Here is a 26,510-nt window from a genome sequence, read left to right as displayed (position 1 = left end):
GCCTGCTTTTGAGTTGAGGTGGTAATGAACGATTATAAAATGACGCCAGGCGAGTTACGCGCCACCTGGGGTTTAGGGACTGTTTTCTCATTGCGTATGCTCGGCATGTTTATGGTCCTGCCCGTTCTGACCACTTATGGCATGGCATTACAGGGAGCAAGCGAGGCGTTAATTGGTCTTGCCATCGGTATTTACGGTCTGGCTCAGGCGGTCTTTCAGATCCCCTTTGGTTTGCTCTCCGATCGCGTTGGTCGTAAACCGCTTATCGTTGGCGGGCTGCTGGTATTTGTGCTTGGTAGTGTGATTGCCGCCCTCTCCCACTCCATTTGGGGCATCATTCTCGGACGTGCATTACAGGGTTCCGGCGCCATCGCCGCTGCGGTCATGGCGCTGCTTTCCGATCTGACCCGCGAACAGAATCGCACCAAAGCGATGGCCTTTATTGGCGTGAGCTTCGGCGTGACCTTTGCTATCGCGATGGTTCTCGGCCCGATCATTACCCATGCGCTGGGTCTAAACGCCCTGTTCTGGATGATCGCCGTGCTGGCGACCCTCGGTATCGCCCTGACAATCTGGGTTGTACCGGACAGTAAAAATCATGTGCTCAACCGCGAATCGGGGATGGTCAAAGGCTGCTTCAGCAAAGTGCTGGCGGAACCGCGTCTGCTGAAACTCAACTTCGGCATCATGTGTCTGCATATCCTGCTGATGTCTACCTTCGTCGCCCTCCCAGGCCAGCTGGCCGCAGCCGGTTTTCCGGCGGCTGAGCACTGGAAGATCTACCTGGTCACCATGCTCATCTCTTTTGTCTCCGTGGTGCCGTTTATTATTTATGCCGAAGTGAAGCGCCGGATGAAGCGCGTCTTCCTGGCGTGCGTCGCCCTGCTGTTGATTGCCGAAATTGTGCTCTGGGGCTCAGGCCCGCACTTCTGGGAACTGGTCGCGGGTGTGCAGCTGTTCTTCCTTGCCTTCAACCTGATGGAAGCTTTGCTGCCATCGCTAATCAGTAAAGAGTCCCCGGCAGGCTATAAAGGAACGGCGATGGGGATCTACTCCACCAGCCAGTTTATCGGCGTGGCGATCGGGGGATCTCTCGGAGGCTGGGTCGATGGCATGTTTGATTCACAAACCGTATTCCTGGCGGGTGCGCTGCTGGCAACGGTCTGGCTGCTGGTCGCCAGCACCATGAAAGAGCCGCGTTATGTCAGCAGCCTGCGGGTTGAAATTCCGCATGATGTCGAGGTGAGTGAGGCATTGAAACAGCGTCTTGAAGCTAAAGAGGGTGTCAGCGAGGTATTACTGGTGCCGGAAGAGCGCAGTCTGTATGTCAAAATCGACAGTAAAGTGACAAACCGGTTTGAAGTTGAGCAGGTGCTGAAAGCCTGAAAAAAAGCCCGGCATCGCCGGGCTTTTTCTTAATCGCGGAAGTTCTTGAACTGGAATGGCTGGCCGAGATCGCCGCCACGCACCAGCGCCATCACACCCTGCAGATCGTCACGAGATTTGCCAGTAACACGAATCTCTTCGCCCTGAATTTGCGCCTGCACCTTCAGCTTGCTGTCTTTGATGAGCTTAACGATTTTCTTCTGCATCGCGCTCTCAATGCCCTGCTTCAGTTTGGCTTCAACAAACCAGGTTTTGCCGCTGTGAACGAACGTTTCCGGCACATCGAGAGAGGTCCCTTCGATGCCGCGCTTCAACAGCTTGGCGCGCAGAATGTCCAGCAGCTGGGTGACCTGAAAATCGGACTCGCTCAGGATCTTAATGGTCTTATTTGCGTCGTTCAGCTCAAAACTGGCCTCAACGCCACGAAAATCGAAACGTGATTCAACTTCACGGCTGGCGTTGTCCACGCCGTTACGTACTTCCTGGATATCAACTTCGGAAACAATATCGAAAGATGGCATCTTTTCTTCTCCCTTCACTTTTGTTGCGTTGCATAATACCCGCTACGGGGCATAACTCAACAGAAGCTTAGTTGTCGACGCTATACTACATGTTGTAACACCTGGCGCAGTTGCAGGTGAGGAGGAACGATGAAAATTACCGTGCTCGGATGCGGGGCACTGGGACAACTTTGGCTCGCCGCACTTTGCAAACAGGGACACGAAGTCCAGGGCTGGATGCGCGTGCCACAGCCCTATTGCAGTGTAAACCTGATTGAAGAAGACGGGAGTATCTTTAACGAATCTCTTATCGCTAACGATCCTGATTTCCTGGCGCAAAGCGATCTGCTGCTGGTTACCCTGAAAGCCTGGCAGGTTTCGGATGCCGTGCGGGCGTTGGCGTCCACTCTTCCGCAAACGTCGCCTGTTATGTTGCTCCACAACGGGATGGGCACCATCGAAGAGCTCAAAAGCATTCACCAGCCGCTGCTGATGGCTATTACCACCCATGCAGCCCGCCGTGATGGCAACGTAATTGTTCATGTCGCCAGCGGGATGACCCACATCGGCCCGGCCAGAGCGCAGGAGGGGGACTACAGTTATCTGGCGGATCGCTTCCAGCAGGTGCTGCCGGATGTCGCCTGGCACGATAATATCCGCCCACAGATGTGGCGCAAGCTGGCGGTTAACTGCGTAATTAATCCGCTGACCGCCCTGCTGGATTGCCCAAACGGTGAGCTTAAAAACCATCCGCAGGCCATAGCAACGCTGTGTGCAGAGGTCGCGGCCGTCGTGGAGCGCGAGGGCATCCACACCTCGGTGGACGATATTCGCTATTACGTTGAAGAGGTCATTGAGAGTACCGCCCAGAACATCTCTTCGATGCTGCAGGATATCCGCGGGCTACGCCATACCGAAATTGATTACATTACCGGTTACCTGCTAAAACGCGCCCGCGCGCACGGTATCAGCGTGCCGGAGAATGTCCGACTGTATGAACAGGTTAAACGTAAGGAGAGTGAGTATGAGCGCGTCGGCACTGGTATGCCTCGCCCCTGGTAGCGAAGAGACCGAAGCGGTCACGACTATCGATCTGCTGGTTCGCGCCGGGATCAGCGTCACGACGGCGAGCGTCGCCAGCGATGGCAATCCGATCATCACCTGCTCGCGCGGGGTAAAAATTGTGGCCGATGCCCCGCTGGTGGAGGTCGCCGACGGTGATTACGACGTCATCGTCCTGCCGGGCGGCCTGAAGGGTGCGGAGTGCTTCCGCGACAGCCCGCTGCTGGTCGAGACGGTCAGGCAGTTCCACCATTCCGGGCGCATCGTCGCTGCCATCTGCGCCGTCGCGGCCACGGTACTGGTGCCGCACAACATCTTCCCGATTGGCAATATGACCGGTTTCCCGACGCTGAAGGATAAAATCCCCGAAGAGCAGTGGGTGGATAAGCGTATGGTCTGGGATCCGCGCGTCAACCTGCTAACCAGCCAGGGCCCGGGCACGTCGATTGATTTTGCGCTGAAGATTATCGAGTTGCTGGTCGGGCGTGCAAAAGCCTATGAAGTGGCCTCATCGCTGGTGATGGCGGCGGGGATTTATAACTATTACGAAGCGTAGGTATTGCCCGGCGGCGCTACGCTTGCCGGGCCTACAGAGATCGACCAGGCCGGGTAAAACGACGTCGCCACCCGGCACAACCACTACGGGCGATACACCTTCACATTGGTAAAGCCCTGCTCGCGCAGATAGAGCGCCTGAAGACGGCTCATCACCCCGCGCTCGCACCACAGCAGATAGGTTTTGCTCTTATCCAGATCGCCAAATTTGGTGCTCAGCTTGTAGAACGGCAGCGAGGCCACTTCCACACCTTCTGGCTCAAACGGCTTCGCGTCCTGTTCATCAACAGAACGGATATCAAGCAGCACGTCGTCAGGACCGAAACCGTTAACGGTTTCGACTTCCACCACCTCCTGCTCGGTCTGCTGGGCAATCTCGCGGATATCGATGTTATTGGCTTCAGCCACCACTTTCTCAAGAATGCTGAAATCGAAATTCTCTTCTTCCGCTTCGATCTTCGCCTTCACCGCCTTCACGGTTGGGCTTTTCGAAATCACGCCGCAGTATTCCGGCATGGTGCGGGCGAAGTCTTCGGTACCGATTTCACGCGCCAGATCGATGATGTGCTCTTTATCGTGAGAGATCAGCGGACGCAGGATCAGCGTATCTGACACGTTGTCGATAAGACGCAGGTTGGTCAGGGTCTGGCTGGAGACCTGGCCCAGCGCTTCGCCGGTAACCAACGCCTGCACGCCGTAACGCTCAGCCACTTTCGAGGCTGCACGCACCATCATACGCTTCAGCACGACGCCCATCTGACCGTCGTCCACTTTCTCAAGGATCTCGCCGACCACAGGCTCAAAGTTAATCGCCACAAAACGCACGCGGTGGGAGCTGCCAAAGCGGTTCCACAGATAGTGAGCCACCTGACGCACGCCAATTTCGTGCGCCGCGCCGCCGAGGTTAAAGAAGCAGTAGTGTACGCGGCAGCCGCGACGCATCAACATATAGCTGGAAACACCAGAGTCGAAACCGCCGGAGATCAGCGACAGCACATCTTCCTGCGTCCCAATCGGGAAGCCGCCGATACCTTCATAGCGGCCTTTCACCAGCAGCAGGCGGTCGTTTTCGATTTCCAGATTAACGGTCACTTCCGGGTTGGTCAGACGCACGCGCGCAGACTCAACGTGCTGATTCAGCCCGCCGCCCACGTAGCGTTCAACTTCAATGGAGCTAAACTCATGCTTGCCGCGACGCTTGGCGCGCACGCAGAAGGTTTTGCCTTCGATCAGATCGCGATACTGCGCCAGCGCTTTTTCGAAGATGTCGTGCAGGGAAGTGAAGGGAACATCCTCCACTTCCAGAATATGATGGATACCCGGAATCCGGGTTAAGGCATCACGAATGTCCAGGCGCTTGTTTTCATCTTTAGCGCGGACTTCAACGTGATCCCAGTGACGCACGACGGCCAGCGTCTCGTCGTAGTGCTTCAGAACGTTACGAATGTTCCCGGTTAAAATTTTAATAAAGCGCAAACGCACAGATTGGCTTTTGATGGTGATTTCCGGGAACAATTTAATGATAAACTTCATGGCGGCAATGTTTCTTTGGCAAGCGATAAGGCTTGTAATGGAAAAGTACAGCAGCCCACATTTCCAGGGCTGCATCCAGGCGCGGAAGTATACCACCATCGCGTGGCTCCTGTGCACATTGCGCGTTATTTGATAATTACCCTGAGTCCGATACCATATCAGGGATATAAAAACTGAGAGTCAGACATTCACTATGCCGAAGAAAAACGATGCACCCGCCAGTTTCGAAACTGCGCTGAGTGAACTGGAGCAAATCGTTACCCGTCTGGAAAGCGGCGACCTGCCGTTAGAAGAGGCGCTTAATGAATTCGAACGCGGCGTGCAGCTGGCGCGCCAGGGTCAGGTTAAGCTGCAGCAGGCGGAACAACGCGTGCAGATCCTGCTCTCCGATAGCGAAGATGCCGCCACGACCCCCTTCACACCGGATGCCGAGTAGATGGACTTTTCGAACCAGCTTCAGGCGTGCGTAGGGCGTGCTGACGACGCATTGCGCCGTTTTATCGCTCCGCAGCCTTTTCAGAACACTCCACTGGTTGAGGCCATGCATTATGGCGCACTGTTAGGCGGCAAACGCCTGCGTCCTTTTCTGGTGTATGCCACTGGCGGGATGTTCGGGATCAGCGCCGATACGCTGGATGCACCAGCGGCTGCGGTCGAGTGTATTCACGCCTACTCGCTGATCCACGACGATCTGCCGGCGATGGACGACGACGATCTGCGTCGCGGCCAGCCGACCTGCCACATTAAGTTTGGCGAAGCGAACGCCATTCTGGCAGGCGATGCCCTGCAAACCTTGGCATTCTCGATTCTGAGCGATGCCCCGATGGTGGAAGTGGCGGATCGCGATCGTCTGGCGATGGTTTCCGAGCTGGCGATGGCCAGCGGCGTGGCGGGCATGTGCGGCGGTCAGGCGCTGGATTTAGAGGCCGAAGGTCGTCAGGTTAATCTGGAACAGCTGGAGCGTATTCATCGCCACAAGACCGGGGCATTGATTCGCGCCGCCGTTCGTCTGGGCGCGCTGAGCGCGGGTGAGCAGGGTCGCAAAGCCCTGCCGGTTCTGGATCGCTACGCAGAAAGTATCGGTTTAGCCTTCCAGGTTCAGGATGACATTCTGGATGTCGTGGGCGATACTGCAACATTGGGTAAACGTCAGGGTGCCGATCAGCAGCTTGGCAAAAGTACCTATCCCGCCCTTCTGGGCCTTGAGCAAGCCCAACAAAAAGCCCGGGACCTGATTGCGGATGCCCGCCAGTCGCTTGAGCAACTGGCCGCGCAGTCACTGGACACTTCGGCACTGGAAGCGCTAGCGGACTATATAATCCAGCGTGATAAATAACGAAAACACCACGATGAGTCTCTGATGAGTTTTGATATTGCCAAATACCCGACACTGGCGTTGGTTGACTCCACCCAGGAGTTACGTCTGTTGCCGAAAGAGAGTCTGCCGAAGCTGTGCGACGAGCTGCGTCGCTATCTGCTCGACAGCGTAAGCCGCTCCAGCGGCCATTTCGCCTCCGGGCTTGGCACGGTGGAGCTCACCGTGGCGCTGCATTATGTCTATAACACGCCGTTCGATCAGCTGATCTGGGACGTGGGCCATCAGGCTTATCCGCACAAAATTCTCACCGGCCGTCGCGATAAAATTGGCACCATTCGCCAGAAAGGCGGCCTGCATCCTTTCCCATGGCGAGGCGAAAGCGAATACGACGTGCTAAGCGTCGGCCACTCCTCCACCTCCATTTCTGCCGGGATCGGGGTAGCCGTCGCGGCGGCCAAAGAGAACAAACAGCGCCGTACCGTCTGCGTCATTGGCGATGGGGCAATCACCGCCGGGATGGCCTTCGAGGCGATGAACCACGCGGGCGATATCAAACCAGACATGCTGGTGGTGCTCAATGACAACGAGATGTCGATTTCCGAAAACGTCGGGGCGCTGAACAACCACCTGGCGAATCTGCTCTCCGGCAAACTCTACTCCAGCCTGCGCGAAGGCGGCAAAAAAGTCTTCTCCGGCGTACCGCCAATTAAAGAGCTGCTGCGTCGTACCGAAGAGCACATCAAAGGCATGGTTGTTCCCGGCACGCTGTTTGAAGAGCTGGGCTTTAACTATATCGGTCCTGTGGACGGGCACGATGTGCTGGGGCTGGTCTCGACGTTAAAAAACATGCGTGACCTGAAAGGCCCGCAGTTCCTGCACATCATGACCAAAAAAGGCCGGGGCTACGAACCGGCGGAAAAAGATCCGATCACCTTCCACGCGGTACCTAAGTTCGACCCGACCAGCGGCTGCCTACCAAAAAGCAGCGGCGGGATGCCGAGCTATTCTAAAATCTTCGGCGACTGGCTGTGCGAAACCGCGGCTAAAGACAGCAAACTGATGGCCGTGACCCCGGCGATGCGCGAAGGCTCCGGTATGGTAGAGTTTTCCCGCAAATACCCGACGCAATATTTTGATGTCGCTATTGCCGAGCAACATGCGGTGACCTTTGCCGCAGGCCTGGCGATTGGCGGTTACAAGCCGGTCGTGGCAATCTACTCCACCTTCCTGCAGCGCGCCTACGACCAGGTGATCCACGATGTCGCCATTCAGAAACTGCCGGTCCTGTTCGCCATTGACCGGGCGGGTATTGTCGGCGCCGACGGCCAGACGCACCAGGGGGCGTTCGATCTCTCCTTCCTGCGCTGTATCCCGGATATGGTGGTGATGACCCCAAGTGACGAGAACGAATGCCGTCAGATGCTGTTCACCGGCTATCACTATCAGGATGGCCCTACCGCCGTGCGTTATCCGCGCGGTAACGCCGTGGGCGTGACCCTGGAGCCGCTGGCAAAACTGCCGATTGGTAAAGGCGTTGTCAAACGTCGCGGTGAGAAGCTGGCGATCCTGAATTTCGGTACGCTGATGCCGGAAGCGGCAAAAGTGGCAGAGTCCCTTAACGCGACGCTGGTGGATATGCGCTTTGTGAAGCCGCTCGATGAGGCGCTGATTCTGGAGATGGCGTCACGGCACGAGGCGCTGATCACGCTGGAAGAGAATGCCATTATGGGTGGCGCAGGCAGCGGTGTGAATGAAGTACTGATGGCGAAGCGTAAAGCCGTGCCGGTGCTGAACCTCGGCCTGCCGGATCACTTTATCCCGCAGGGTACGCAGGACGAAGCCCGCGCCGACATCGGCCTGGATGCTGCCGGTATCGAATCCCGTATTAACGCCTGGCTGGCATAATCCCTCCCCTTTCTGCTCCTGCTATGCTTAACGGTACGTTTTAAGTAATCAGCAGGAGTGGAACCATGCAATACAATACATTAGGAAAAACGGATCTTAAGGTTTCCCGTCTTTGCCTGGGCTGCATGACCTTTGGCGAACCGGACCGGGGTAAGCACGCCTGGACGCTGCCGGAAGAGAGCAGCCGTCCGATCATCAAACACGCCCTTGAGGGCGGCATTAACTTCTTTGATACCGCCAACAGCTACTCCGACGGCAGCAGCGAAGAGATCGTTGGCCGGGCGCTACGCGAATTCGCCCGCCGCGACGAGGTGGTGGTCGCCACCAAGGTGTATCATCAGGTGGGCGATCTGGCGGAAGGCCTCTCCCGGGCGCAGATCCTGCGCTCCATTGATGACAGCCTGCGACGCCTGAACATGGATCACGTCGATCTACTGCAGATCCACCGCTGGGATTACAACACCCCAATTGAAGAGACGCTGGAAGCGCTGAACGACGTCGTCAGAGCGGGCAAAGCGCGCTATATCGGCGCCTCCTCGATGCATGCCGCCCAGTTTGCCGAAGCGCTGGCGCTGCAGGAACAGCACGGCTGGGCGCCCTTTGTCACCATGCAGGATCACTACAACCTGATCTATCGCGAAGAAGAGCGCGAGATGTTGCCCCTGTGCTATCAGTACGGCGTGGCGGTGATCCCGTGGAGTCCGCTGGCGCGCGGGCGGTTAACCCGCCCGTGGGGAGAGACCACTGCCCGCTCGGTATCGGATGAGTTTGGCAAAACGCTGTATGACGAAACCGAAGCCAATAACGCGCAGATTGCCGAGCGTTTAACCGGGATTTCAGAGGAGCTTGGGGTAACGCGCGCTCAGGTGGCGCTGGCATGGGTGCTGAGCAAGCGGGGCGTTGCTGCACCGATTATCGGTGCGTCGCGCGAAGAGCAGCTGGACGAGTTGATCAACGCCGTGGATATCACCCTGACCCCGGAACAGATAGCCGAGCTGGAGACGCCGTACAAGCAGCATCCGGTGGTGGGATTTAAGTAATAAAAAAGCCGGGTGGCGGCTTCGCCTTACCCGGCCTACGGTGCGTGCATGGTTTTTTAGGCCGGGCAAGCGCAGCGCCCCCGGCATCACGCAAAGTGGTCGTAACCCTTCCAGTCGAGCGTCACCGGCGAACCGTTCTGCACGAACTGCATCCCTTCGCTTTCCGGCATAATCTGGCCGATACAGGTAAATCCGGCCCCAAGATTGGCTAAGGCCACATCCAGCGTGCCGCGGTTCAGCTCGGGAACGGTAAAGCACAGCTCATAGTCTTCACCGCCGGAGAGCGCCCAGCGCAGCGCCTGCTCGGGCTCCACGTGCCTGCGCATCGCGTCAGAGAGCGGGAACAGATCAAGGTCAATGCGCGCGCCCACGCCGCTGGCTTTCAGGATATGGCCGAAATCGGAGATCAGGCCATCCGAGAGGTCAATAGCCGAGCTGGCGCGATCGCGCAACGCCTGGCCGTGCAGTATCCGCGGCGTCGGGCGCAAATGGCGTTGCACAAAATAAGCCGCATCCCGGTCGTTATCGACCGCCAGGCGCTTCTGCAATATAGCCAGCCCTGCCGCGCTGTCACCCGGCGTACCGGTGACGTAAATCCAGTCGCCCGGTTTCGCGCCCGAGCGTTTCAGCGCCCGCCCCACCGGCACATAGCCGTGGATCGCCAGGGTCATCGACAGCGGTCCGGCGGTGGTATCGCCACCGATCAGCTGCATATCGTAATAGTTAAGCTGTTCAAACAGCGCGTCGCTAAAGGCCTCAAGCCAGCATTCATCGACCTTCGGCAGGGTCAGCGCCAGCGTTAACCACGCCGGATCGGCCCCCATCGCCGCCAGATCGCTCACGTTCACCGCCAGCGCTTTATACGCCAGATCGGCAGGATCGATATCCGGCAGGAAATGATGCCCCGACACTAAGGTGTCAGTGCTGATCGCCAGGGTCTGTTTTTCGGGGATATTGAGAAGTGCACAGTCGTCGCCGATGCCGGTTTCCACATCGAGACGCGAGCTTCTGACTCGGTCAAAATAACGGGCAATCAGGGAAAATTCGCCACATGCCATACGTTATGCCTCAGCAAAGAAAATAAAAAAACCGGAGCCCGCACCGCCCGAAGGCGATACGAAACTCCGGCTTGCGGATCACTTTTTACGGGGACGGATCGCAGGTGCAGCTTTATCCAGCACGCCATTCACAAATTTATGGCTGTCTTCAGCACCGAAGGTTTTCGCCAGTTCGATCGCTTCGTTGATGGCCACTTTGTAAGGCACATCATCACGCTTCGACAGCTCAAACAGTGCGATACGCAGCACAGCTTTTTCAACCTGGCCCAGCTCTTCGAGCAGACGGGACAGGTACGGCTTCATCAGACCGTCGAGATACGCGCTATTAGTCGCCACTCCCGACAGCAGTTCACGGAAGTACACGACGTCAACGTCTTTGACGTCTTGTTCCGCCAGGAACTGGTATTCAACATCAGCGATGTCGTTCTGGGACAACTGCCAGGAGTAAAGTGCCTGGACGGCACATTCACGGGCGCGGCGACGAGCAGCAGGTTTCACGGAATTCCCCTTACAAAAAAATCAGGCCTTGATGGCTTTCAATACATTGATCATTTCAAGCGCGGTCAGTGCAGCTTCTGCACCTTTGTTACCGGCTTTGGTGCCAGCGCGTTCGATGGCTTGTTCAATACTTTCAGTGGTGAGTACGCCGAAAGCGACAGGAATTTCTGCATCCTGTGCCACGTGCGCCAGACCGTTGCTTGCACCACCCGCAACATATTCAAAATGCGCGGTGCCGCCACGAATCACGGTACCCAGCGCGATAACCGCATCGTATTTGCCGGTTTTCGCCAGTGCGCCCGCTGCCAGAGGCAGTTCGTAAGCACCCGGAACCCAGACAACGGTAATGTTTTCGTCTTTCACCTGGCCGATACGTTTCAGGGCGTCAATCGCGCCATCCAGCAGGCTGTCGTTGATGAAGTTGTTGAAACGCGCAATGGTGATGGCGACGTGAGCGTCCGGGGTAGCAACGGCTGCTTCAATAATGTTCATACTCTTCCTTAACGGGTTCATTTGGTGGCCCCGCAGGGGGGCGGATTTTATCATAATATTTTGCGCACTGCTTCCCTATTTAGGCAAGCCTTACGCGGTGGTCAGGTGGAGACAGAGATCCGGTCCAACCGGGCGTATCTCGCTAAAGTTAAACGCGGGCGCATCCGCCAGTTTTTCCAGCCCTGGCAACACGCACAGGCCGCGTGCGTCGCTGCCTAACAGTTTAGGCGCCAGATAGACAATCAGCTCATCCACCAGCCCGGCCTGTAATAGAGCACCAGCCAGCGTTGGGCCGGCTTCAACCCAGATGCTGTTGATCTGATGCTGTTTACCCAGCAGCATCATCAGCACTACCAGATCCAGATGCCCATTGTGCTCCGGCACCAGAATGCTGCGCACGCCTTCCGGCCAGCTGCGCGCATCTTCCCGGGTGCGGGCAAACCAGGTCTCGCCCGGCTGCTGCACAATGCGGTGCTCAGGGGTGACCCGATTCTGCCGATCAACCACAATCCGCAGCGGCTGGCGTAAATTCTCCTGCGGGTAGAGCGCCTGGGTATCAGCGTTTAGCTCATCCCAGCGCACGGTCAGCGCAGGATCGTCGGCCAGCACGGTGGCATGACTGGTGAGGATAGCATGGCTTTGCGCGCGCAGACGTTGCACATCGCGCCTTGCCTGCGGGGAGGTGATCCACTGGCTTTCGCCGCTGGCCATCGCCGTGCGGCCATCCAGGGAGGCGCCCAGCTTCAGCTGGATATAGGGAAAACCGGTCCGCATCCGCTTGAGGAAACCTTTGTTCAAACGTTCGGCTTCACTCATCATCAGGCCGTGGCTGACCTCAATGCCCGCCTGCTGCAGGCGATAAAGACCGCGACCGGCGACCTGCGGATTAGGATCCTGCATCGCCGCAACAACCCGTGCAACGCCCGCCGCAATAAGGGCATCGCAGCACGGCGGCGTGCGTCCGTGATGGCTGCAGGGTTCCAGCGTGACGTAGGCGGTTGCGCCGCGCGCCTTCTCTCCGGCCATGCGCAGGGCATGGACTTCAGCATGCGGCTCACCGGCTCGATAGTGAAAACCTTCCCCGACGATCTCGCCATCCTTAACGATAACGCAGCCGACGTTCGGATTGGGATGGGTGGTAAACCGCCCGCGTTGCGCCAGCTTCAGCGCTCGCGCCATGTAAATCTCATCCTGCATGTGCTTAGTCCTGTAGACGGGCGATCTCTTCACCGAATTCTTTGATGTCTTCAAAACTGCGGTAAACAGAGGCAAAGCGGATATAGGCAACTTTATCGAGCTTTTTAAGCTGTTCCATCACCAGGTTGCCGATCATTTTGCTCGGCACCTCACGCTCGCCGGTGGCGCGCAGCTGGGTTTTGATGTGGTTAAGCGCCATTTCGACGTCATCTGCGCTGACTGGCCGTTTTTCCAGTGCTTTTAGCATCCCGCTGCGCAGCTTTTCTTCGTTGAAGGGTTCGCGAACGTCGTTACTTTTCACAACGCGGGGCATCACCAGCTCCGCCACCTCAAAGGTGGTGAAGCGTTCGTTACACACCAGGCACTGACGACGGCGGCGTACGGATGAGCCCTCTCCCACGAGACGGGAGTCGATTACTTTGGTATCCACGGCGAGACAGAATGGGCAATGCATACGGTGTCCTGGCTATCGGGTTGACTGAATTCCATTTTACCCCGAACTGGGCTGACAACAAAGAAGGAGCGTTTTTTGAGATAAAGGATCTATACGCCAGGGAGCTTCGTTGACTACCCTTAGCAGAATCCGTTATTTCAGGGAAATAATTGCCATGACAAGACGTTACCTACATGTTCTGCTGCTGGGCAGCCTTTTCAGCCTCAGCGCCTGCGCACAGCAAAGCGAAGTGCGCCAGATGAATCAGAGCATCAGTTCACTGAACACAACCATGAACAAGCTCAACCAGGAAACCGTCAAGATTACCCAGCAGAATGCGCTGAACGCCAAATCGACCAGCGGCGTCTATCTGCTGACGGGGTCGAATACCCCAGCCCGGCTGAACAGCCAGATTGGTACGCTGAAGATGTCGCTGGTGAACGTCGTGCCAAACGCCGACGGCACCCGGGCGACACTGCGCATCCAGGGCGAATCAAACGATCCGCTGCCGGCTTTCAGCGCCACCGTTGAGTGGGGCCAGATCCAGGGCACCACCGACAGTTTCCAGGAGATGAACGTCCAGACCCAGCTGATTAATGCCCCGGCCAGCGTTCTGGCCCCCAGCGATGTCGACATCCCGCTTCAGCTAAATGGCCTGACGCCCGATCGGCTCGGTTTTATCCGCATCCACGATATTCAGCCCGTCGCGCAATAATTCCTCAGCGGAACGTCTTTCACGTTCCGCCCCCCTCTTTGGTTACAAACATTGGCAACAGAAATGTTTGCTATTACAATCCGCTCCGTTAAAAATACGCAAACGTGAACGCAATCGATTACGTATGTGAGAGAACTGTGAAACAACACATATTTTTGTGAGCAAGGATTCCTATAATAGGCTCCCAGAAATACGAAATATTTAGAAACGCAATTCGCGCCTTTTTCACTCCCGTAAGGGATTTCAAATCAGTGGCATCATTATGAAAAAAACATTACTGGCAGCCGGTGCAGCGCTGGCACTTTCTTCAACTTTCGCTGTGCAGGCAGCAGAAAACGATAAACCAGAGTACGTTTCCGACTGGTGGCACCAGAGCGTTAACGTCGTCGGCAGCTACCATACCCGTTTCGGACCGCAGATCCGCAACGATACCTACCTGGAATACGAAGCGTTCGCTAAGAAAGACTGGTTTGATTTCTATGGTTACATGGATGCGCCGGTCTTCTTCGGTGGTAACACTGATGCGAAGGGTATCTGGAACCACGGTTCCCCACTGTTCATGGAGATCGAACCGCGCTTCTCCATCGACAAGCTGACCGGCACCAGCCTGGCGTTTGGTCCGTTCAAAGAGTGGTACGTCGCAAACAACTATATCTACGACATGGGCCGCAACAAGTCCGGTCGTCAGAGCACCTGGTACATGGGTCTGGGGACTGACATCGACACCGGTCTGCCGATGAGCCTGTCCATGAACGTGTATGCCAAATACCAGTGGCAGAACTACGGTGCCGCGAACGAAAACGAGTGGGATGGCTACCGTTTCAAAGTGAAATACTTTGTGCCAATCACCCAGCTGTGGGGCGGCAACCTGAGCTACATCGGCTTCACCAACTTTGACTGGGGTTCAGACCTGGGCAACGACGACTTCCGTGACCTGAACGGTAAGAAAGCGCGTACCAACGACTCCATCGCTTCCAGCCACATCCTGGCCCTGAACTACGATCACTGGCACTACTCTGTTGTTGCACGTTACTGGCACAACGGTGGTCAGTGGAACGACGATGCCAGCCTGAACTTCGGCGACGGCGACTTCAGCGTCCGTTCTACCGGCTGGGGTGGCTATCTGGTTGTGGGTTATAACTTCTAATCAGTGCCTGTATCGCCGGGTGGCGGCTACGCCTTACCCGGCCTACAAAACCTGTTGGACCCGTAGGCCGGGTAAGCGAAGCGCCACCCGGCCTCTTATTGCTTCACCTTCCTCAAAAAATCCGCCAGCGAACGATCCGCACTTTCGCTAAAGCGTCTGTCCGTCATCGTGATATTGAGACACCTGTCGAGCCGGAAACAGCGATAGTCATCGCGCCGTTCGCACCAGGCCGCCAACAGCCAGTGCTCGCCCCAGAAGAACAAACCCAGCGGCTGTACGTTGCGGGAGGACAGCTGCCCGCTCTCATCGCGATAGTGCAGCCCCAGCACCCGCTGAGCGGAGATCGCCTGATGGATCGCATCGAAACCGCTGCGGGAGTGGGGTTGCATCGCGATATCCGGGGCATAAATCCGGGTCTGCTCGGCCTTGCGGCGGCTCTCCTCCGGCAGGATCGCCAGTACCTTTTCCTGCGCAGACTCCAGCTCACGTGACAGCGACTCCCCGCCCCATGTTTTAAGCAGGCGGATCGCCACCATCAGCGCCTCGGATTCTTTATTGGTCAGCATCAGCGGCGGCAGGTCAAAGCCCGACATCAGCCGATAGCCGCTCCCCGCCTCCCCTTCCACCGGCACGCCAGAGAGGGACAGATCCCGGATATCGCGATAAACCGTACGTTCAGAAACGCCGAGCCTGTCCGCCAGATGCGCAGCCGTGGTCAGCCGCCTGCCACGCAGGATCTGCACAATCTGAAACAAACGGTCGGCGCGTCGGGTCATATTATCTTCAGCTCTCAGGCGGGTTGATGGAGGCCGACGCGATTGCCTTCGCTGTCGGTAAACAAAGCGATAGTGCCAATGCCGCGCGGTAGCTCCAGCGGCCCAAACACGCACTCACCGCCTGCCGTAACGATACGATCGAGCGTAGCTGCCAGATTGTCAGTATGGAGATAAATAATAGCGCCTTCATGAGACGGTACAATGCCGTCAAATTTTGCCAATGCACCGCCGGTGGCCGGATCCTCATGCGGGAAAACCGCAAGCTCGGCGCAATCCATTTTCTCGCGTCTCAGCGCCACCTGCAGCACTGGCTCGTAAAATTTGATGGCACGATCCATATCCGCGACCGGAATTTCAAACCAGTTAATCACACTTTTCATACATCCTCCTGCCTGTTGTTTGGGTTCAGAAGGAGTCTACGACAGGCCTCCTGACAGCATACTGTCAGGAGTGTTTGTCAGGAGCAGGCAAAAAAAATCCCGGCCATAAGACCGGGATTTCGCTGACAAATAAATGTCGTGTTACGGCAGAATGGACGGCTGATCCGCCCCTTCTTTTTCTACTTTCTGCTGAAGCAGGTGCTCGCGCTTCATGCCCAGCTTCAACGCCAGCGCGGACGCGACGTAGATGGACGAGGCCGTACCGATGGAGACACCGATCAGCATGGTCAACGAGAAGCCTTCCAGAATCGGGCCGCCGAAGAGATACAGCATCAGGATCACCATCAGGGTAGTCCCGGAGGTGATCAAGGTACGGTGCAGCGTCTGGGTCAACGACACGTTAAAGATTTCGTACGGCGTACCGCGACGGATCTTACGGAAGTTTTCACGGATACGGTCCGATACCACGATACTGTCGTTCAGCGAGTAACCGATAACCGACATCAACGAGGCCACGATGGTCAGGTCAATCTCGATATGGAACAGCGACAGAACGCCCATGGTGATCACCACGTCGTGCGCCAGAGCGATAACCACCCCGGCTGCCAGACGCCACTCGAAGCGGAAACCGACATACGCCAGGATACAGAGCAGCGCCACCAGCAGTGCCATCGCACCGGTCTGGGCCAGATCCGCACCCACGCTCGGGCCAACGAATTCAATACGTTTTACCGTCGCATTCTGGCTGGTCGTTTCGTTAATCACGGTCACAACCTTGCTGCCCAGCTCCTGGCTGCCGTTGGCATCTTTCACCGGCGGCATGCGCACCATGATGTCGCGGCTGCTGCCGAAGTTCTGCAGCAGCGGCTCTTCAAAGCCCGCCTTCTCAAGCGACTGACGCATCTGGTCCATATCGACCGGTTTTTCCAGGGTGATCTCAATGACCGTACCACCGGTAAAATCGAGACCCCAGTTGAAGCCCTTCACGCCGATGATGGCGATGGAGAGGATCAGCAGAAAACCTGATATGCCAAAGGCCCAGTAGTCCCAGCGCATAAAGTCCCAGACTTTACGGCCGTAGTTCAATTGTTCAACAGTATATTCCTGTGCCACAACGCACTCCTCAGATAGACAGCTTTTTAACGCGCTTGCCGCCGTACAGCAGGTTCACGATGGCACGGGTGCCGACGATAGCGGTAAACATTGACGTTGCCACACCAATACCGGTGGTAATAGCAAAGCCCTTGATCGCGCCGGTACCCACTGCATACAGGATAATAACCTTAATCAGTGTTGTTACGTTCGCATCAAAGATGGAGCTGAAAGCACCACGATAACCTTCGTCAATCGCCTGTTGGACAGAGCGACCGTTGCTCAGTTCTTCTTTGATACGTTCGTTGATCAGTACGTTGGCGTCGACCGCCACCGCAAGGGTCAGAACGATACCCGCAATGCCTGGCATGGTGAGCGTCGCCCCCGGCAGCAGGGACATAATGCCCACAATCAGCACCAGGTTAGCGATCAGCGCACTGGTCGCAATCAGGCCGAACTTCTTATAGAAGAAGATCATAAAGATGATGGAGATAATCAGACCCGCCAGGCAGGCTTCCAGACCCTGGGTGATGTTCTGCATACCCAGGGTTGGACCGATAGTACGCTCTTCCACAATCTGAATCGGCGCAATCAGCGCACCGGCACGCAGCAGCAGCGAGAGCTGACGCGCTTCGTTCGGGTTGTTGATACCGGTGATACGGAAGCTGTTACCCAGGCGAGACTGGATGTTGGCGATGTTAATCACCTCTTCCTCTTTCACCAGGATGGAGCGACCGTTAGCATCTTTTTTACCGCTGTCTTTGTACTCCACGAACAGGGTCGCCATCGGCTTACCGATGTTGTCCTTGGTGAAGTTAGACATAATGTTACCACCCGCGCTATCAAGCGAGATGTTAACCTGCGGCTGGTTGTATTCGTCCTGGCTGGAGGTCGAGTCGGTGATATGGTCACCGGTCAGGATCACCCGCTTGTACATGACAACCGGCTGGCCTTCACGGGTCTGTTTCACTTCAGAATCGCCCGGAACGCGGCCAGAGGTGACGGCGGACTGATCGACGCTGGTGTTCACCAGACGGAATTCGAGGGTCGCGGTCGCGCCCAGAATTTCTTTCGCACGCGCAGTATCCTGGATACCCGGCAGCTCAACCACGATACGGTCAGCACCCTGACGCTGTACCAGTGGTTCAGCAACGCCAAGCTGGTTTACACGGTTACGCAGGATGTTGATGTTCTGCTGAACCGCGTATTCACGCGCTTCTTTCAGGCGTTCATCGGTCATCACCGCACGCAGCTGGTTGCTGCCCTGAGAAGAGAGCACCAGGTCGCGATGACGCTGGGTCAGGTAATCCATCGCCTGATCGCGGGCGTTGCTGTCGCGGAACGCGATGCTCATCCCGTAATTATCTTCCTTACGCACGGTGGTGTAAGGGATGCCTTTGTCGCGCAGATCGCTACGCAGGCTGTCGATGTTTTGTTCCTGGAGTTTGCCGAGCGCGGTTTCCATATCCACTTCCATCAGGAAGTGCACGCCGCCACGCAGGTCGAGACCGAGTTTCATCGGCTCCGCGTTGATAGCAGCTAACCAACGCGGCGTTGCAGGAGCAAGGTTCAACGCCACGACATATTTATCACCCATCACGCCCATCAGCGCTTCACGAGCGCGGAGCTGCGTGTCGGTGGAGTCGAAGCGAGCAAGAATAGCGCCCTCTTCCAGTGCCACAGACTTAGCGGTAATTTTTTCTTCTTGTAAAGTTTTCTGGACCTGGATCAGCGTTTGCTCACTGGCGGCGACGCCGCGCGCGCCAGTGATTTGAACAGCCGGATCCTCACCATACAGGTTGGGAAGCGCATACAGCAGGCCGACGACAATGACGACGACCAGCATGACGTACTTCCACAAAGGATAACGGTTTAACACGGCAGTTCCCTTTGGGAAAAGTTAATTACAGCGCTTTCATGGTGCCTTTCGGCAGAACGGCAGCGACGAAGTCACGTTTAATCACTACTTCAGTAGTATCGTTCAGCGCGATAACGATGTAGCCGTTTTCTGCTACTTTGCTTACACGACCTACCAGACCACCGTTAGTCAGCACTTCATCGCCTTTCGCGATGGAGTCCATCAGCTTTTTGTGCTCTTTGGTGCGCTTCTGCTGTGGACGCAGGATCATGAAATAGAAGATCAGACCGAACACCACCAGCATCAGAATCAGAGACATCGGGCTGCCCTGCGCCGGTGCACCTGTTGCCGCTACCGCATCAGAAATAAAAAAGCTCATTAAAATTCCCTCATTAAATAAATTAATCAACGTTCAAAGGTGGAACATCCCGACCCTGTCGTTGGTAAAAATCGGTCACGAAGCTCTCTAATTTACCCTCTTCGATAGCCTTGCGTAAACCAGCCATTAAGCGCTGGTAATAGCGAAGGTTATGAATCGTGTTGAGACGCGCGCCCAGTATTTCATTACAACGATCAAGATGATGCAAATAGGCACGAGAATAATTGCGACAGGTATAGCAATCGCACTCGGCATCAAGCGTGCTGGTATCGCTTTTATGCTTCGCATTACGGATTTTTACCACGCCGTCGGTCACGAACAGGTGACCATTACGGGCGTTGCGGGTCGGCATAACGCAGTCGAACATATCAATGCCGCGACGCACGCCTTCAACCAGATCTTCTGGTTTGCCGACGCCCATCAGGTATCGAGGCTTATCTGTTGGAATTTGCGGGCAAACATGCTCCAGAATACGGTGCATATCTTCCTTCGGCTCACCCACAGCCAGACCGCCGACAGCGTAGCCATCAAAACCTATCTCTACCAGACCTTTAACAGAGATATCGCGTAAATCTTCGTAAACGCTTCCCTGAATAATGCCGAACAGCGCATTTTTGTTACCGAGGCCATCAAAGCGGTCGCGGCTGCGCTTCGCCCAACGCAGCGACATCTCCATCGAGCGTTTAGCGTAGTCCCAGTCTGCCGGGTATGGCGTACATTCGTCGAAGATCATTACGATATCGGAACCGAGATCGTATTGAATCTCCATCGATTTTTCCGGATCGAGGAAGATCGGGTCGCCGTTGATAGGGTTTCGGAAATGGACGCCTTTTTCGGTGATCTTACGGATGTCACCGAGGCTGAAGACCTGGAATCCGCCGGAGTCGGTCAGGATTGGGCCCTTCCACTGCATAAAGTCATGCAGATCGCCGTGCAGCTTCATCACTTCCTGGCCCGGGCGCAGCCACAGGTGGAAGGTGTTGCCGAGGATAATTTGCGCGCCTGTGGCTTCAACTTCTTCCGGCGTCATCCCTTTTACGGTGCCGTAGGTACCCACAGGCATGAAAGCAGGCGTTTCTACTACGCCGCGATCGAACACCAGACGGCCACGGCGAGCGCGACCATCGGTGGTATCAAGTTCAAATTTCATTTTTTCTCCAGCGTCAGAAAAACAGTCCGGCGCGTTAGACCAGTGCCGCGGCGTTATTCCCCGACACGTTCATTCAAAGCCTGCGGATTGTACGTGATAAACATCGCGTCACCGTAGCTAAAAAACCGATATTTTTGTTCTACCGCAGCCTTGTAGGCATTCATGGTGTTTTGATAACCAGCAAAAGCCGATACCAGCATGATCAAAGTCGACTCCGGCAGGTGGAAGTTGGTCACCAGCGCATCGATTACCTGATATTGATAACCCGGGTAGATGAAGATTTGTGTGTCGCCAAAGAAGGGTTCGATCAGATCGTTTTTGGCAGCCTGGGCAGCGCTTTCCAGCGAGCGAACCGAGGTAGTACCGACGGCAATGACGCGGTTACCGCGCGCTTTCGCCGCCATCACGGCATCCACAACCTCCTGCGGCACTTCGGCGTACTCGGAGTGCATGATGTGGTCTTCAATGCTGTCCACCCGCACCGGCTGGAAGGTGCCTGCACCCACATGCAGGGTCACAAACGCCATCTCAATGCCTTTTGCACGCAGCTTTTCCAGCAAAGGTTCATCAAAGTGCAGGCCCGCCGTCGGCGCAGCTACCGCGCCAGGCTTCTGGCTGTAGACGGTCTGATACAGTTCGCGGTCAGCCTCTTCATCCGGACGCTCAATGTACGGCGGCAGCGGCATGTGGCCGATAGTGTTCAGAATATCCAGCACCGTACGCTCGTCATTAAACTCAACTTCAAAGAGCGCGTCGTGGCGCGCCACCATGGTGGCGTTGATGCTCTCGTCATCGCCCAGCAGCAGCTCCGCGCCCGGCTTTGGTGCCTTGGAGGCGCGAATATGTGCCAGAATACGTTTATCATCGAGCATTCTTTCGACCAGCACTTCTATCTTGCCGCCGCTGGCTTTGCGGCCGAACAGACGGGCCGGGATCACCCGGGTGTTGTTGAACACCAGCAGGTCGCCTGGGTTGAGCTTGTCGAGCAAATCGGTGAAAGTACCGTGCGTCAGCGCACCCGTCGGCCCATCCAGCGACAATAAGCGGCAGCTACTGCGCTCAGGCATAGGATAGTGGGCAATCAGGGACTCGGGTAAATCAAAGGAGAAATCGGCGACGCGCATGGCATATACTCGTGACTTAAAAACAGGCGGCTTAGTCTAGTGCTCACACCTCTTTGCTGCAACAACTAGCCGACCCCGGATAACGAATCGCATGAATTTTCTCGCTCACCTGCACCTCGCCCATCTCGCTGACAGCTCTCTTTCCGGCAATTTGCTGGCCGATTTTGTGCGCGGCAATCCCGCCGAGGATTACCCAGCCGATGTCGTAGAGGGCATTTTTATGCATCGCCGGATCGACGTCATGACCGACAATCTGCCCGAAGTAAAAGAAGCGAAGGAGTGGTTCCGCCCGGAGACCCGCCGTGTCGCCCCCATTACGCTGGATGTGATGTGGGATCACTTCGTCTCCCGCCACTGGGAACAGCTCTCCCCGGAGATGCCCCTGCCGGCGTTTGTACGCTATGCCCACGCCCAGGTGGCAATCATTCTCCCGGACTCTCCCCCACGCTTTGTGAATCTGAATAATTACCTGTGGTCGGAGCGCTGGCTCGAGCGCTATAGCGAGATGGGCTTCATTCAGCGGGTGCTCAACGGGATGGCCAGCCGCCGCCCGCGTCTCGACGCCCTGCGCGACTCCTGGCAGGATCTGGATGCCCACTACGACGCGCTGGAGACCCGCTTCTGGCAGTTCTATCCGCGAATGATGGAGCAGGCGAAATCTAAGCAGCTTTAATACAACCGCGATTGATAGGTAAAAGCTGGATTAACGATTGTCAGCGCCTCTTTGTCTTTAGGGCGAACACTCTCTATACTGGCCCGCGTTGCGTTCCAAATAACCTTAGTATCTACAGGAGAATCATATGGTTCTGGTAACTCGTCCGGCCCCGGATTTTACAGCTGCAGCCGTTCTGGGCAACGGTGAAATCGTTGAGAACTTCAACTTCAAACAGCACACCAACGGTAAAGCCACCGTTCTGTTCTTCTGGCCAATGGACTTCACCTTCGTTTGCCCGTCTGAACTGATCGCGTTCGACAAGCGTTACGAAGAATTCCAGAAGCGTGGCGTGGAAGTGGTTGGCGTCTCCTTCGACTCTGAGTTTGTACACAACGCATGGCGTAACACCCCTGTCGACAACGGCGGCATCGGTCCAGTGAAATACGCGATGGTTGCGGACATCAAACGTGAAATCCAGCAGGCTTACGGTATCGAGCATCCGGACGCGGGCGTTGCCCTGCGCGGCTCCTTCCTGATCGACGCTAACGGTATCGTGCGTCACCAGGTCGTGAACGATCTGCCACTGGGTCGTAACATCGACGAAATGCTGCGTATGGTTGACGCGCTGCAGTTCCACGAAGAGCACGGCGAAGTGTGCCCGGCTCAGTGGGAAAAAGGTAAAGAAGGTATGGCCGCTTCTCCAGCAGGCGTTGCTAAATACCTGACCGAGAACGTATCCAGCCTGTAATCGGCACGGTTTACGAAAAAGGCCCGCAGATGCGGGCCTTTTTTATGGAGGCGGTTTAGGCGACCCCGTCTTTGTAGGCCGGGCAAACGCAGTGCCGCCCGGCAATGCAAAGGATTAATTGCCGAACCAGACGGTGGCAGAGATCGCTGGCAGAGAGAGGACGCCCTCCTGCGCCACCCCTTTCCCCTCTTTTAGCTGCCACTGTTTGACCTTCAGCAGCGGCGAATCGTCGATCACCACCTCACAGGCATCGCCCCGATTGATGGCCACCAGCACCCGCTGCTGGTTGTAGACGCGCATAAACACCACCACGTTGTCATGGGCGTAGACCACCTGGCAACCGCCGTAGCGCAGCGCCTGGCTCTGTTTACGCAGTTTAATCAGCCGCTGATAGAGCTTAAACAGTACCGGGTCCTGCTTTTCGGTCTCCCACGGGAAGGTCTTACGGCAGAACGGATCGTTATTGCCGTCCAGCCCCACCTCGTCCCCGTAATAAATACACGGCACGCCAGGCCAGGTAAACAGCCAGGTGACCGCCAGCGGCAGGCGCGCGACATCCTTGCCGAGCAGCGACTTAAAGCGGGCAGTGTCATGGCTGTCGAGCTGGTTAAACATGCGGAGCTGCTGCTGATGCGACAGGCTGGCGCGATAGTTATCCATCCATTTCATGCAGGTTTCAGCGTCGATGTGCTGCGGATCGTAGGAGATATCGGTATTGGCGAGGAAGCCCCACAGCGGGAAGGTGAAGCCGCGGTAGTTCATCGCCGAATCTTCCGCATCGGCCTGCAGCCACTGGCGGGCGTCACCAAAATGCTCGCCAAAGACGAAGGCATCGGGTCGGGCCTGCTTCGCGGAACGGGTGATCCCGGCCACGTGCTGCAGGTTATGGCGTGCCCCGCCCCCTTCTCCCAGCATGTGCACCACATCCAGCCGCCAGCCGTCCATATTCCACGGCGCTTTCAGCCAGTGGCGGACGATACTGTCCTCGCCGCCGTAGATCTCGTTTACCAGCGTCGGGGACTGGTAATCCAGCTTAGGTAAGCTGGCATAGCCCAGCCAGTCGAGGGCGCGGCCCTCGTCGTCAAAGCTGTACCAGTCCCGCTGGGACGAGTCCGGGTTATGGCAGGCGCCGCCGGTTCCGCGGTTATGGCGGTCGAACCAGGCGTGGGAATCGCCGCTGTGGTTAAACACGCCGTCCAGGATCAGGCGCATCCCTTCCCGGTGGGTATTTTCCCGCAGGCGTAACAGGGCCTCATCGCCGCCAAACTGCTCATCCACGTGACGGTAATCTTCGGTGTCGTACTTATGCACGCTGGGAGCGACAAACACCGGGTTGAGGTACAGCGCCGTAACGCCGAGTTTTTTCAGGTAGGGCAGCTTCTCGCTGATGCCGTCCAGATCGCCGCCGTAAAAGGTTGAGCCCCCCGCCTGGGCGGTGACCGGTTCATCCCATTCATGGAAGATGGTCTCGTGGCCGGCGGCATGGTGATAGTGCGTTTTGTCCCGCTCCGGATCGCGCTGCTGGCTGCGGGCGAAGCGGTCCGGGAAGATCTGATAAAAGACCTGTTCCACCACCCACTCTGGCCCGGCATCCGGGTAGTCGACGGCGAACTGCTCCAGCCGGGCGGGTGGAAAGCGGCTGAACCCCTGCGGGGTGAACCACAGCTGGCGGTTATGCCAGAGCATTTTAAAGCTGTAGCGGTGGCGCGGCTGCCCTTTGGTTGTGTCGATGGTCGCCCGCCAGGCGGTGACGCCGGGCTGCGGCTGGCTGCGCAGCTTGTGCATCGGCAGCGAGGTCTCTTCATTATCGAATTCAGCGCGCATTGTCACCCGCTCAGGCAGGTGCTCACCCGTCAGCCACAGCGTGATGACGAGTTTATCGTTGTTTTGCTTAACAAATGGGGCAACCGGCAGGTGCCATGCATTCAACATCTCTTATCCCCTTTCCCAGAAATGAGGTCACCTTGCCACAGGGTAGTTGATGTTCACTCCTCACGAAGAGGTTTATTGGGGGAGGAGGAAGGGGGAGGAGAAAAATGCCCGGCTTTTGCCGGGCATTCTGATTACTGCACTTCCGCTAACTGGCGCTCGCGGCGGCGTTTAAATACCCAGCCCACCAGCAGCAGGGCAATCCAAGCGAAGCCGACATACAGCGAGATGCGGGTTTCCGGGTGGTAACCAATCAGGCCGATAATAAAGACCAGGAAGATCAGACCGCCAACGGTACTTGCCACGCCGCCCGGCACTTTAAACTTCAGCGCTTTTACCTCTTCAGGCGACAGACGACGACGGAAGCCAATCTGCGACATCAGGATCATGATCCACACCCAGACGGTGGCGAAGGTCGCCAGGGAGGCAATCACCAGGAAGACGTTCTCCGGCATGATGTAGTTCAGATAGACCGACAGCAGCAGCGCAACGGTCATCACCAGCACCGTCACCCACGGCGTGCCGCGGCTGGAGGTTTTGGCGAAGGCCTTCGGCGCGCTGCCCTGCTCTGCCATGCCGTGCAGCATACGCCCCACGCCAAAGACATCGGCGTTAATGGCGGAGAGCGAGGCGGTCAGCACCACAAAGTTAAGGATGCTGGCGGCAAAGGTGATCCCCAGATGCTGGAAGGTGAGCACAAATGGGCTGCCGTTAGTACCAACCTGGTTCCACGGGTAGATGGACATGATCACGAACAGCGTCCCCACGTAGAAGACCAGAATACGCATCGGCACCGAGTTGATGGCGCGCGGAATAGACTTCTCTGGATCTTTCGCTTCACCGGCGGTAATGCCGATGATTTCGATCCCGCCGTAGGCAAACATCACCATCTGCAGCGACATCACCATGCCTATCCAGCCGTTACTGAAGAAGCCGCCGTTGCTCCACAGATTATGGATCCCGGTCGGTTGTCCGCCGTTGCCAATTCCCCAGATGATGATGCCAATACCGGCAGCAATCATGATGATGATGGTGGCGACTTTAAAGAAGGAGAACCAGAACTCCAGCTCGCCAAACACCTTCACGCTCATCAGGTTGATGGCGCAGATGATCAGCACCACGCTGAGTACCCAGACCCAGTGCGGCACGGTCGGGAACCAGACGCCCATATAGATGCCAAAGGCCGTCACGTCGGCGATGGCCACAATCAGGATTTCGAAGCAGTAGGTCCAGCCGGTGATATAGCCGGCGAGCGGGCCTAAGTTTTCCTGGGCATAGCGGGAGAAGGAGCTGGCCGACGGGTTATGAACGGACATCTCCCCCAGCGCACGCATGATGATGTAGGCGGCAACACCGCCGATAAGATAAGCCAGCAGAACGCTGGGACCGGCCATTTTGATGGCATCTGCCGAGCCATAAAAAAGACCGGTGCCGATTGCAGAACCCAGCGCCATAAAGCGGATGTGGCGGGCGCTCAATCCACGCTTGAGTTTGTTAGTGCTTTCCATTTGTTGTCATGCCATTCAGACTAAAAAAAACAAAAAACCACGGGGCATTACGCCCCGTGGTTTAACATTCAG

General features: G+C 56.6%; 27 protein-coding genes. 11 read left to right on the top strand and 16 right to left on the bottom strand.

Annotated elements, in window-relative coordinates; genetic code table 11:
- Positions 1-24: 24 nt before the first annotated feature.
- On the top strand, positions 25-1,386 hold the full coding sequence (locus GNG27_RS05435) for an MFS transporter (RefSeq protein WP_156263089.1): 1,362 nt from the start codon (positions 25-27) through the stop codon (positions 1,384-1,386).
- A gap of 29 nt (positions 1,387-1,415) precedes the next feature.
- Here GNG27_RS05435 and GNG27_RS05430 read toward each other — a convergent pair whose 3' ends face one another.
- Positions 1,416-1,907 carry a YajQ family cyclic di-GMP-binding protein gene (locus GNG27_RS05430; RefSeq protein ID WP_106992136.1) on the bottom strand — a complete coding sequence of 164 codons (492 nt, stop codon included), beginning with the start codon at positions 1,905-1,907 and terminating at the stop codon, positions 1,416-1,418.
- Positions 1,908-2,036: 129 nt separating this feature from the next.
- Here GNG27_RS05430 and panE point away from each other — a divergent pair, with 129 nt between their 5' ends.
- Positions 2,037-2,948 (top strand): 2-dehydropantoate 2-reductase, encoded by a 912-nt coding sequence (gene panE, locus GNG27_RS05425; protein WP_156263088.1) that lies wholly within the window; start codon positions 2,037-2,039, stop codon positions 2,946-2,948.
- On the top strand, positions 2,911-3,504 hold the full coding sequence (gene yajL, locus GNG27_RS05420; protein ID WP_156263087.1) for a protein deglycase YajL: 594 nt from the start codon (positions 2,911-2,913) through the stop codon (positions 3,502-3,504). Before panE ends, yajL begins: the two co-directional genes overlap by 38 nt.
- An 83-nt stretch (positions 3,505-3,587) precedes the next feature.
- On the opposite strand, the gene thiI is transcribed toward yajL, so the two are convergent.
- Positions 3,588-5,036, bottom strand: a complete 1,449-nt coding sequence (gene thiI, locus GNG27_RS05415; RefSeq protein ID WP_142488425.1) for a tRNA uracil 4-sulfurtransferase ThiI — start codon at positions 5,034-5,036, stop codon at positions 3,588-3,590.
- Between the two features lie 193 nt (positions 5,037-5,229).
- Between thiI and xseB the strand changes: the two genes are divergently transcribed.
- The 4 genes from xseB to GNG27_RS05395 all read left to right on the top strand — a co-directional run bounded on the left by xseB (position 5,230) and on the right by GNG27_RS05395 (position 9,299).
- Entirely contained in the window at positions 5,230-5,472 is a 243-nt protein-coding gene (gene xseB / locus GNG27_RS05410; RefSeq protein ID WP_156263086.1) for an exodeoxyribonuclease VII small subunit, read from the top strand.
- Complete coding sequence (gene ispA, locus GNG27_RS05405; RefSeq protein WP_142488423.1) at positions 5,473-6,372, top strand: (2E,6E)-farnesyl diphosphate synthase; 900 nt, start codon at positions 5,473-5,475, stop codon at positions 6,370-6,372.
- A gap of 24 nt (positions 6,373-6,396) precedes the next feature.
- Positions 6,397-8,259, top strand: a complete 1,863-nt coding sequence (gene dxs, locus GNG27_RS05400; RefSeq protein ID WP_156263085.1) for a 1-deoxy-D-xylulose-5-phosphate synthase — start codon at positions 6,397-6,399, stop codon at positions 8,257-8,259.
- Positions 8,260-8,324: 65 nt separating this feature from the next.
- Positions 8,325-9,299 (top strand): aldo/keto reductase, encoded by a 975-nt coding sequence (locus tag GNG27_RS05395; RefSeq protein WP_156263084.1) that lies wholly within the window; start codon positions 8,325-8,327, stop codon positions 9,297-9,299.
- Positions 9,300-9,385: 86 nt separating this feature from the next.
- Here the strand turns inward: GNG27_RS05395 and thiL are convergent, their stop codons facing one another.
- The 5 genes from thiL to nrdR form a co-directional block, all read right to left on the bottom strand.
- Entirely contained in the window at positions 9,386-10,357 is a 972-nt protein-coding gene (gene thiL, locus GNG27_RS05390) for a thiamine-phosphate kinase (RefSeq protein ID WP_156263083.1), read from the bottom strand.
- 78 nt (positions 10,358-10,435) lie between these two features.
- Positions 10,436-10,855 carry a transcription antitermination factor NusB gene (gene nusB / locus GNG27_RS05385; protein ID WP_032616814.1) on the bottom strand — a complete coding sequence of 140 codons (420 nt, stop codon included), beginning with the start codon at positions 10,853-10,855 and terminating at the stop codon, positions 10,436-10,438.
- 21 nt (positions 10,856-10,876) lie between these two features.
- On the bottom strand, positions 10,877-11,347 hold the full coding sequence (ribE, locus tag GNG27_RS05380) for a 6,7-dimethyl-8-ribityllumazine synthase (protein WP_156263082.1): 471 nt from the start codon (positions 11,345-11,347) through the stop codon (positions 10,877-10,879).
- 90 nt (positions 11,348-11,437) lie between these two features.
- Positions 11,438-12,544, bottom strand: coding sequence for a bifunctional diaminohydroxyphosphoribosylaminopyrimidine deaminase/5-amino-6-(5-phosphoribosylamino)uracil reductase RibD (ribD, locus tag GNG27_RS05375; protein ID WP_156263081.1), 1,107 nt, complete (start codon positions 12,542-12,544; stop codon positions 11,438-11,440).
- 4 nt (positions 12,545-12,548) lie between these two features.
- Positions 12,549-12,998 (bottom strand): transcriptional regulator NrdR, encoded by a 450-nt coding sequence (gene nrdR / locus GNG27_RS05370; RefSeq protein ID WP_032616812.1) that lies wholly within the window; start codon positions 12,996-12,998, stop codon positions 12,549-12,551.
- 154 nt (positions 12,999-13,152) lie between these two features.
- On the opposite strand from nrdR, the gene GNG27_RS05365 reads away from it, so the two are divergent.
- A complete protein-coding gene (locus GNG27_RS05365; RefSeq protein WP_156263080.1) occupies positions 13,153-13,692 on the top strand; it encodes a DUF3251 domain-containing protein in 540 nt (179 codons plus the stop codon).
- 262 nt (positions 13,693-13,954) lie between these two features.
- Positions 13,955-14,839 (top strand): nucleoside-specific channel-forming protein Tsx, encoded by an 885-nt coding sequence (locus tag GNG27_RS05360; RefSeq protein WP_106992126.1) that lies wholly within the window; start codon positions 13,955-13,957, stop codon positions 14,837-14,839.
- Positions 14,840-14,934: 95 nt separating this feature from the next.
- On the opposite strand, the gene GNG27_RS05355 is transcribed toward GNG27_RS05360, so the two are convergent.
- The 7 genes from GNG27_RS05355 to queA all read right to left on the bottom strand — a co-directional run bounded on the left by GNG27_RS05355 (position 14,935) and on the right by queA (position 21,598).
- The gene (locus GNG27_RS05355) at positions 14,935-15,615 is read right to left on the bottom strand and encodes a YafY family protein (protein WP_156263079.1); all 681 of its coding nucleotides are present in this window, start codon (positions 15,613-15,615) and stop codon (positions 14,935-14,937) included.
- A 14-nt stretch (positions 15,616-15,629) separates the two neighbouring features.
- Positions 15,630-15,995 (bottom strand): VOC family protein, encoded by a 366-nt coding sequence (locus GNG27_RS05350; protein ID WP_156263078.1) that lies wholly within the window; start codon positions 15,993-15,995, stop codon positions 15,630-15,632.
- Positions 15,996-16,136: 141 nt separating this feature from the next.
- Positions 16,137-17,108 (bottom strand): protein translocase subunit SecF, encoded by a 972-nt coding sequence (gene secF / locus GNG27_RS05345; RefSeq protein ID WP_142488414.1) that lies wholly within the window; start codon positions 17,106-17,108, stop codon positions 16,137-16,139.
- 10 nt (positions 17,109-17,118) lie between these two features.
- Positions 17,119-18,966 (bottom strand): protein translocase subunit SecD, encoded by a 1,848-nt coding sequence (gene secD, locus GNG27_RS05340; protein ID WP_142488413.1) that lies wholly within the window; start codon positions 18,964-18,966, stop codon positions 17,119-17,121.
- 25 nt (positions 18,967-18,991) lie between these two features.
- Positions 18,992-19,324, bottom strand: a complete 333-nt coding sequence (gene yajC, locus GNG27_RS05335) for a preprotein translocase subunit YajC (RefSeq protein WP_142488412.1) — start codon at positions 19,322-19,324, stop codon at positions 18,992-18,994.
- 22 nt (positions 19,325-19,346) lie between these two features.
- Positions 19,347-20,474 carry a tRNA guanosine(34) transglycosylase Tgt gene (gene tgt, locus GNG27_RS05330; RefSeq protein ID WP_106992120.1) on the bottom strand — a complete coding sequence of 376 codons (1,128 nt, stop codon included), beginning with the start codon at positions 20,472-20,474 and terminating at the stop codon, positions 19,347-19,349.
- Positions 20,475-20,527: 53 nt separating this feature from the next.
- Positions 20,528-21,598 (bottom strand): tRNA preQ1(34) S-adenosylmethionine ribosyltransferase-isomerase QueA, encoded by a 1,071-nt coding sequence (queA, locus tag GNG27_RS05325; RefSeq protein WP_156263077.1) that lies wholly within the window; start codon positions 21,596-21,598, stop codon positions 20,528-20,530.
- A gap of 91 nt (positions 21,599-21,689) precedes the next feature.
- Here queA and acpH point away from each other — a divergent pair, with 91 nt between their 5' ends.
- Together acpH and GNG27_RS05315 are read left to right on the top strand one after the other, a co-directional pair.
- Positions 21,690-22,271, top strand: a complete 582-nt coding sequence (gene acpH, locus GNG27_RS05320; RefSeq protein WP_156263076.1) for an ACP phosphodiesterase — start codon at positions 21,690-21,692, stop codon at positions 22,269-22,271.
- A gap of 127 nt (positions 22,272-22,398) precedes the next feature.
- A complete protein-coding gene (locus tag GNG27_RS05315) occupies positions 22,399-23,001 on the top strand; it encodes a peroxiredoxin C (RefSeq protein WP_142488409.1) in 603 nt (200 codons plus the stop codon).
- A gap of 114 nt (positions 23,002-23,115) precedes the next feature.
- Here GNG27_RS05315 and malZ read toward each other — a convergent pair whose 3' ends face one another.
- Together malZ and proY are read right to left on the bottom strand one after the other, a co-directional pair.
- Positions 23,116-24,933: a maltodextrin glucosidase gene (gene malZ, locus GNG27_RS05310; RefSeq protein WP_142488408.1), complete on the bottom strand. Its 1,818-nt coding sequence runs from the start codon at positions 24,931-24,933 to the stop codon at positions 23,116-23,118.
- 131 nt (positions 24,934-25,064) lie between these two features.
- Positions 25,065-26,438, bottom strand: a complete 1,374-nt coding sequence (gene proY / locus GNG27_RS05305; RefSeq protein WP_156263075.1) for a proline-specific permease ProY — start codon at positions 26,436-26,438, stop codon at positions 25,065-25,067.
- Between the last annotated feature and the right edge of the window lie 72 nt (positions 26,439-26,510).

This window comes from Leclercia sp. 119287, assembly GCF_009734485.1.
GTDB lineage: Bacteria > Pseudomonadota > Gammaproteobacteria > Enterobacterales > Enterobacteriaceae > Enterobacter > Enterobacter adecarboxylatus_C.
Note: the sequence above shows the minus strand (reverse complement) of the source record. Positions and strands in the feature narration are given on the sequence as shown.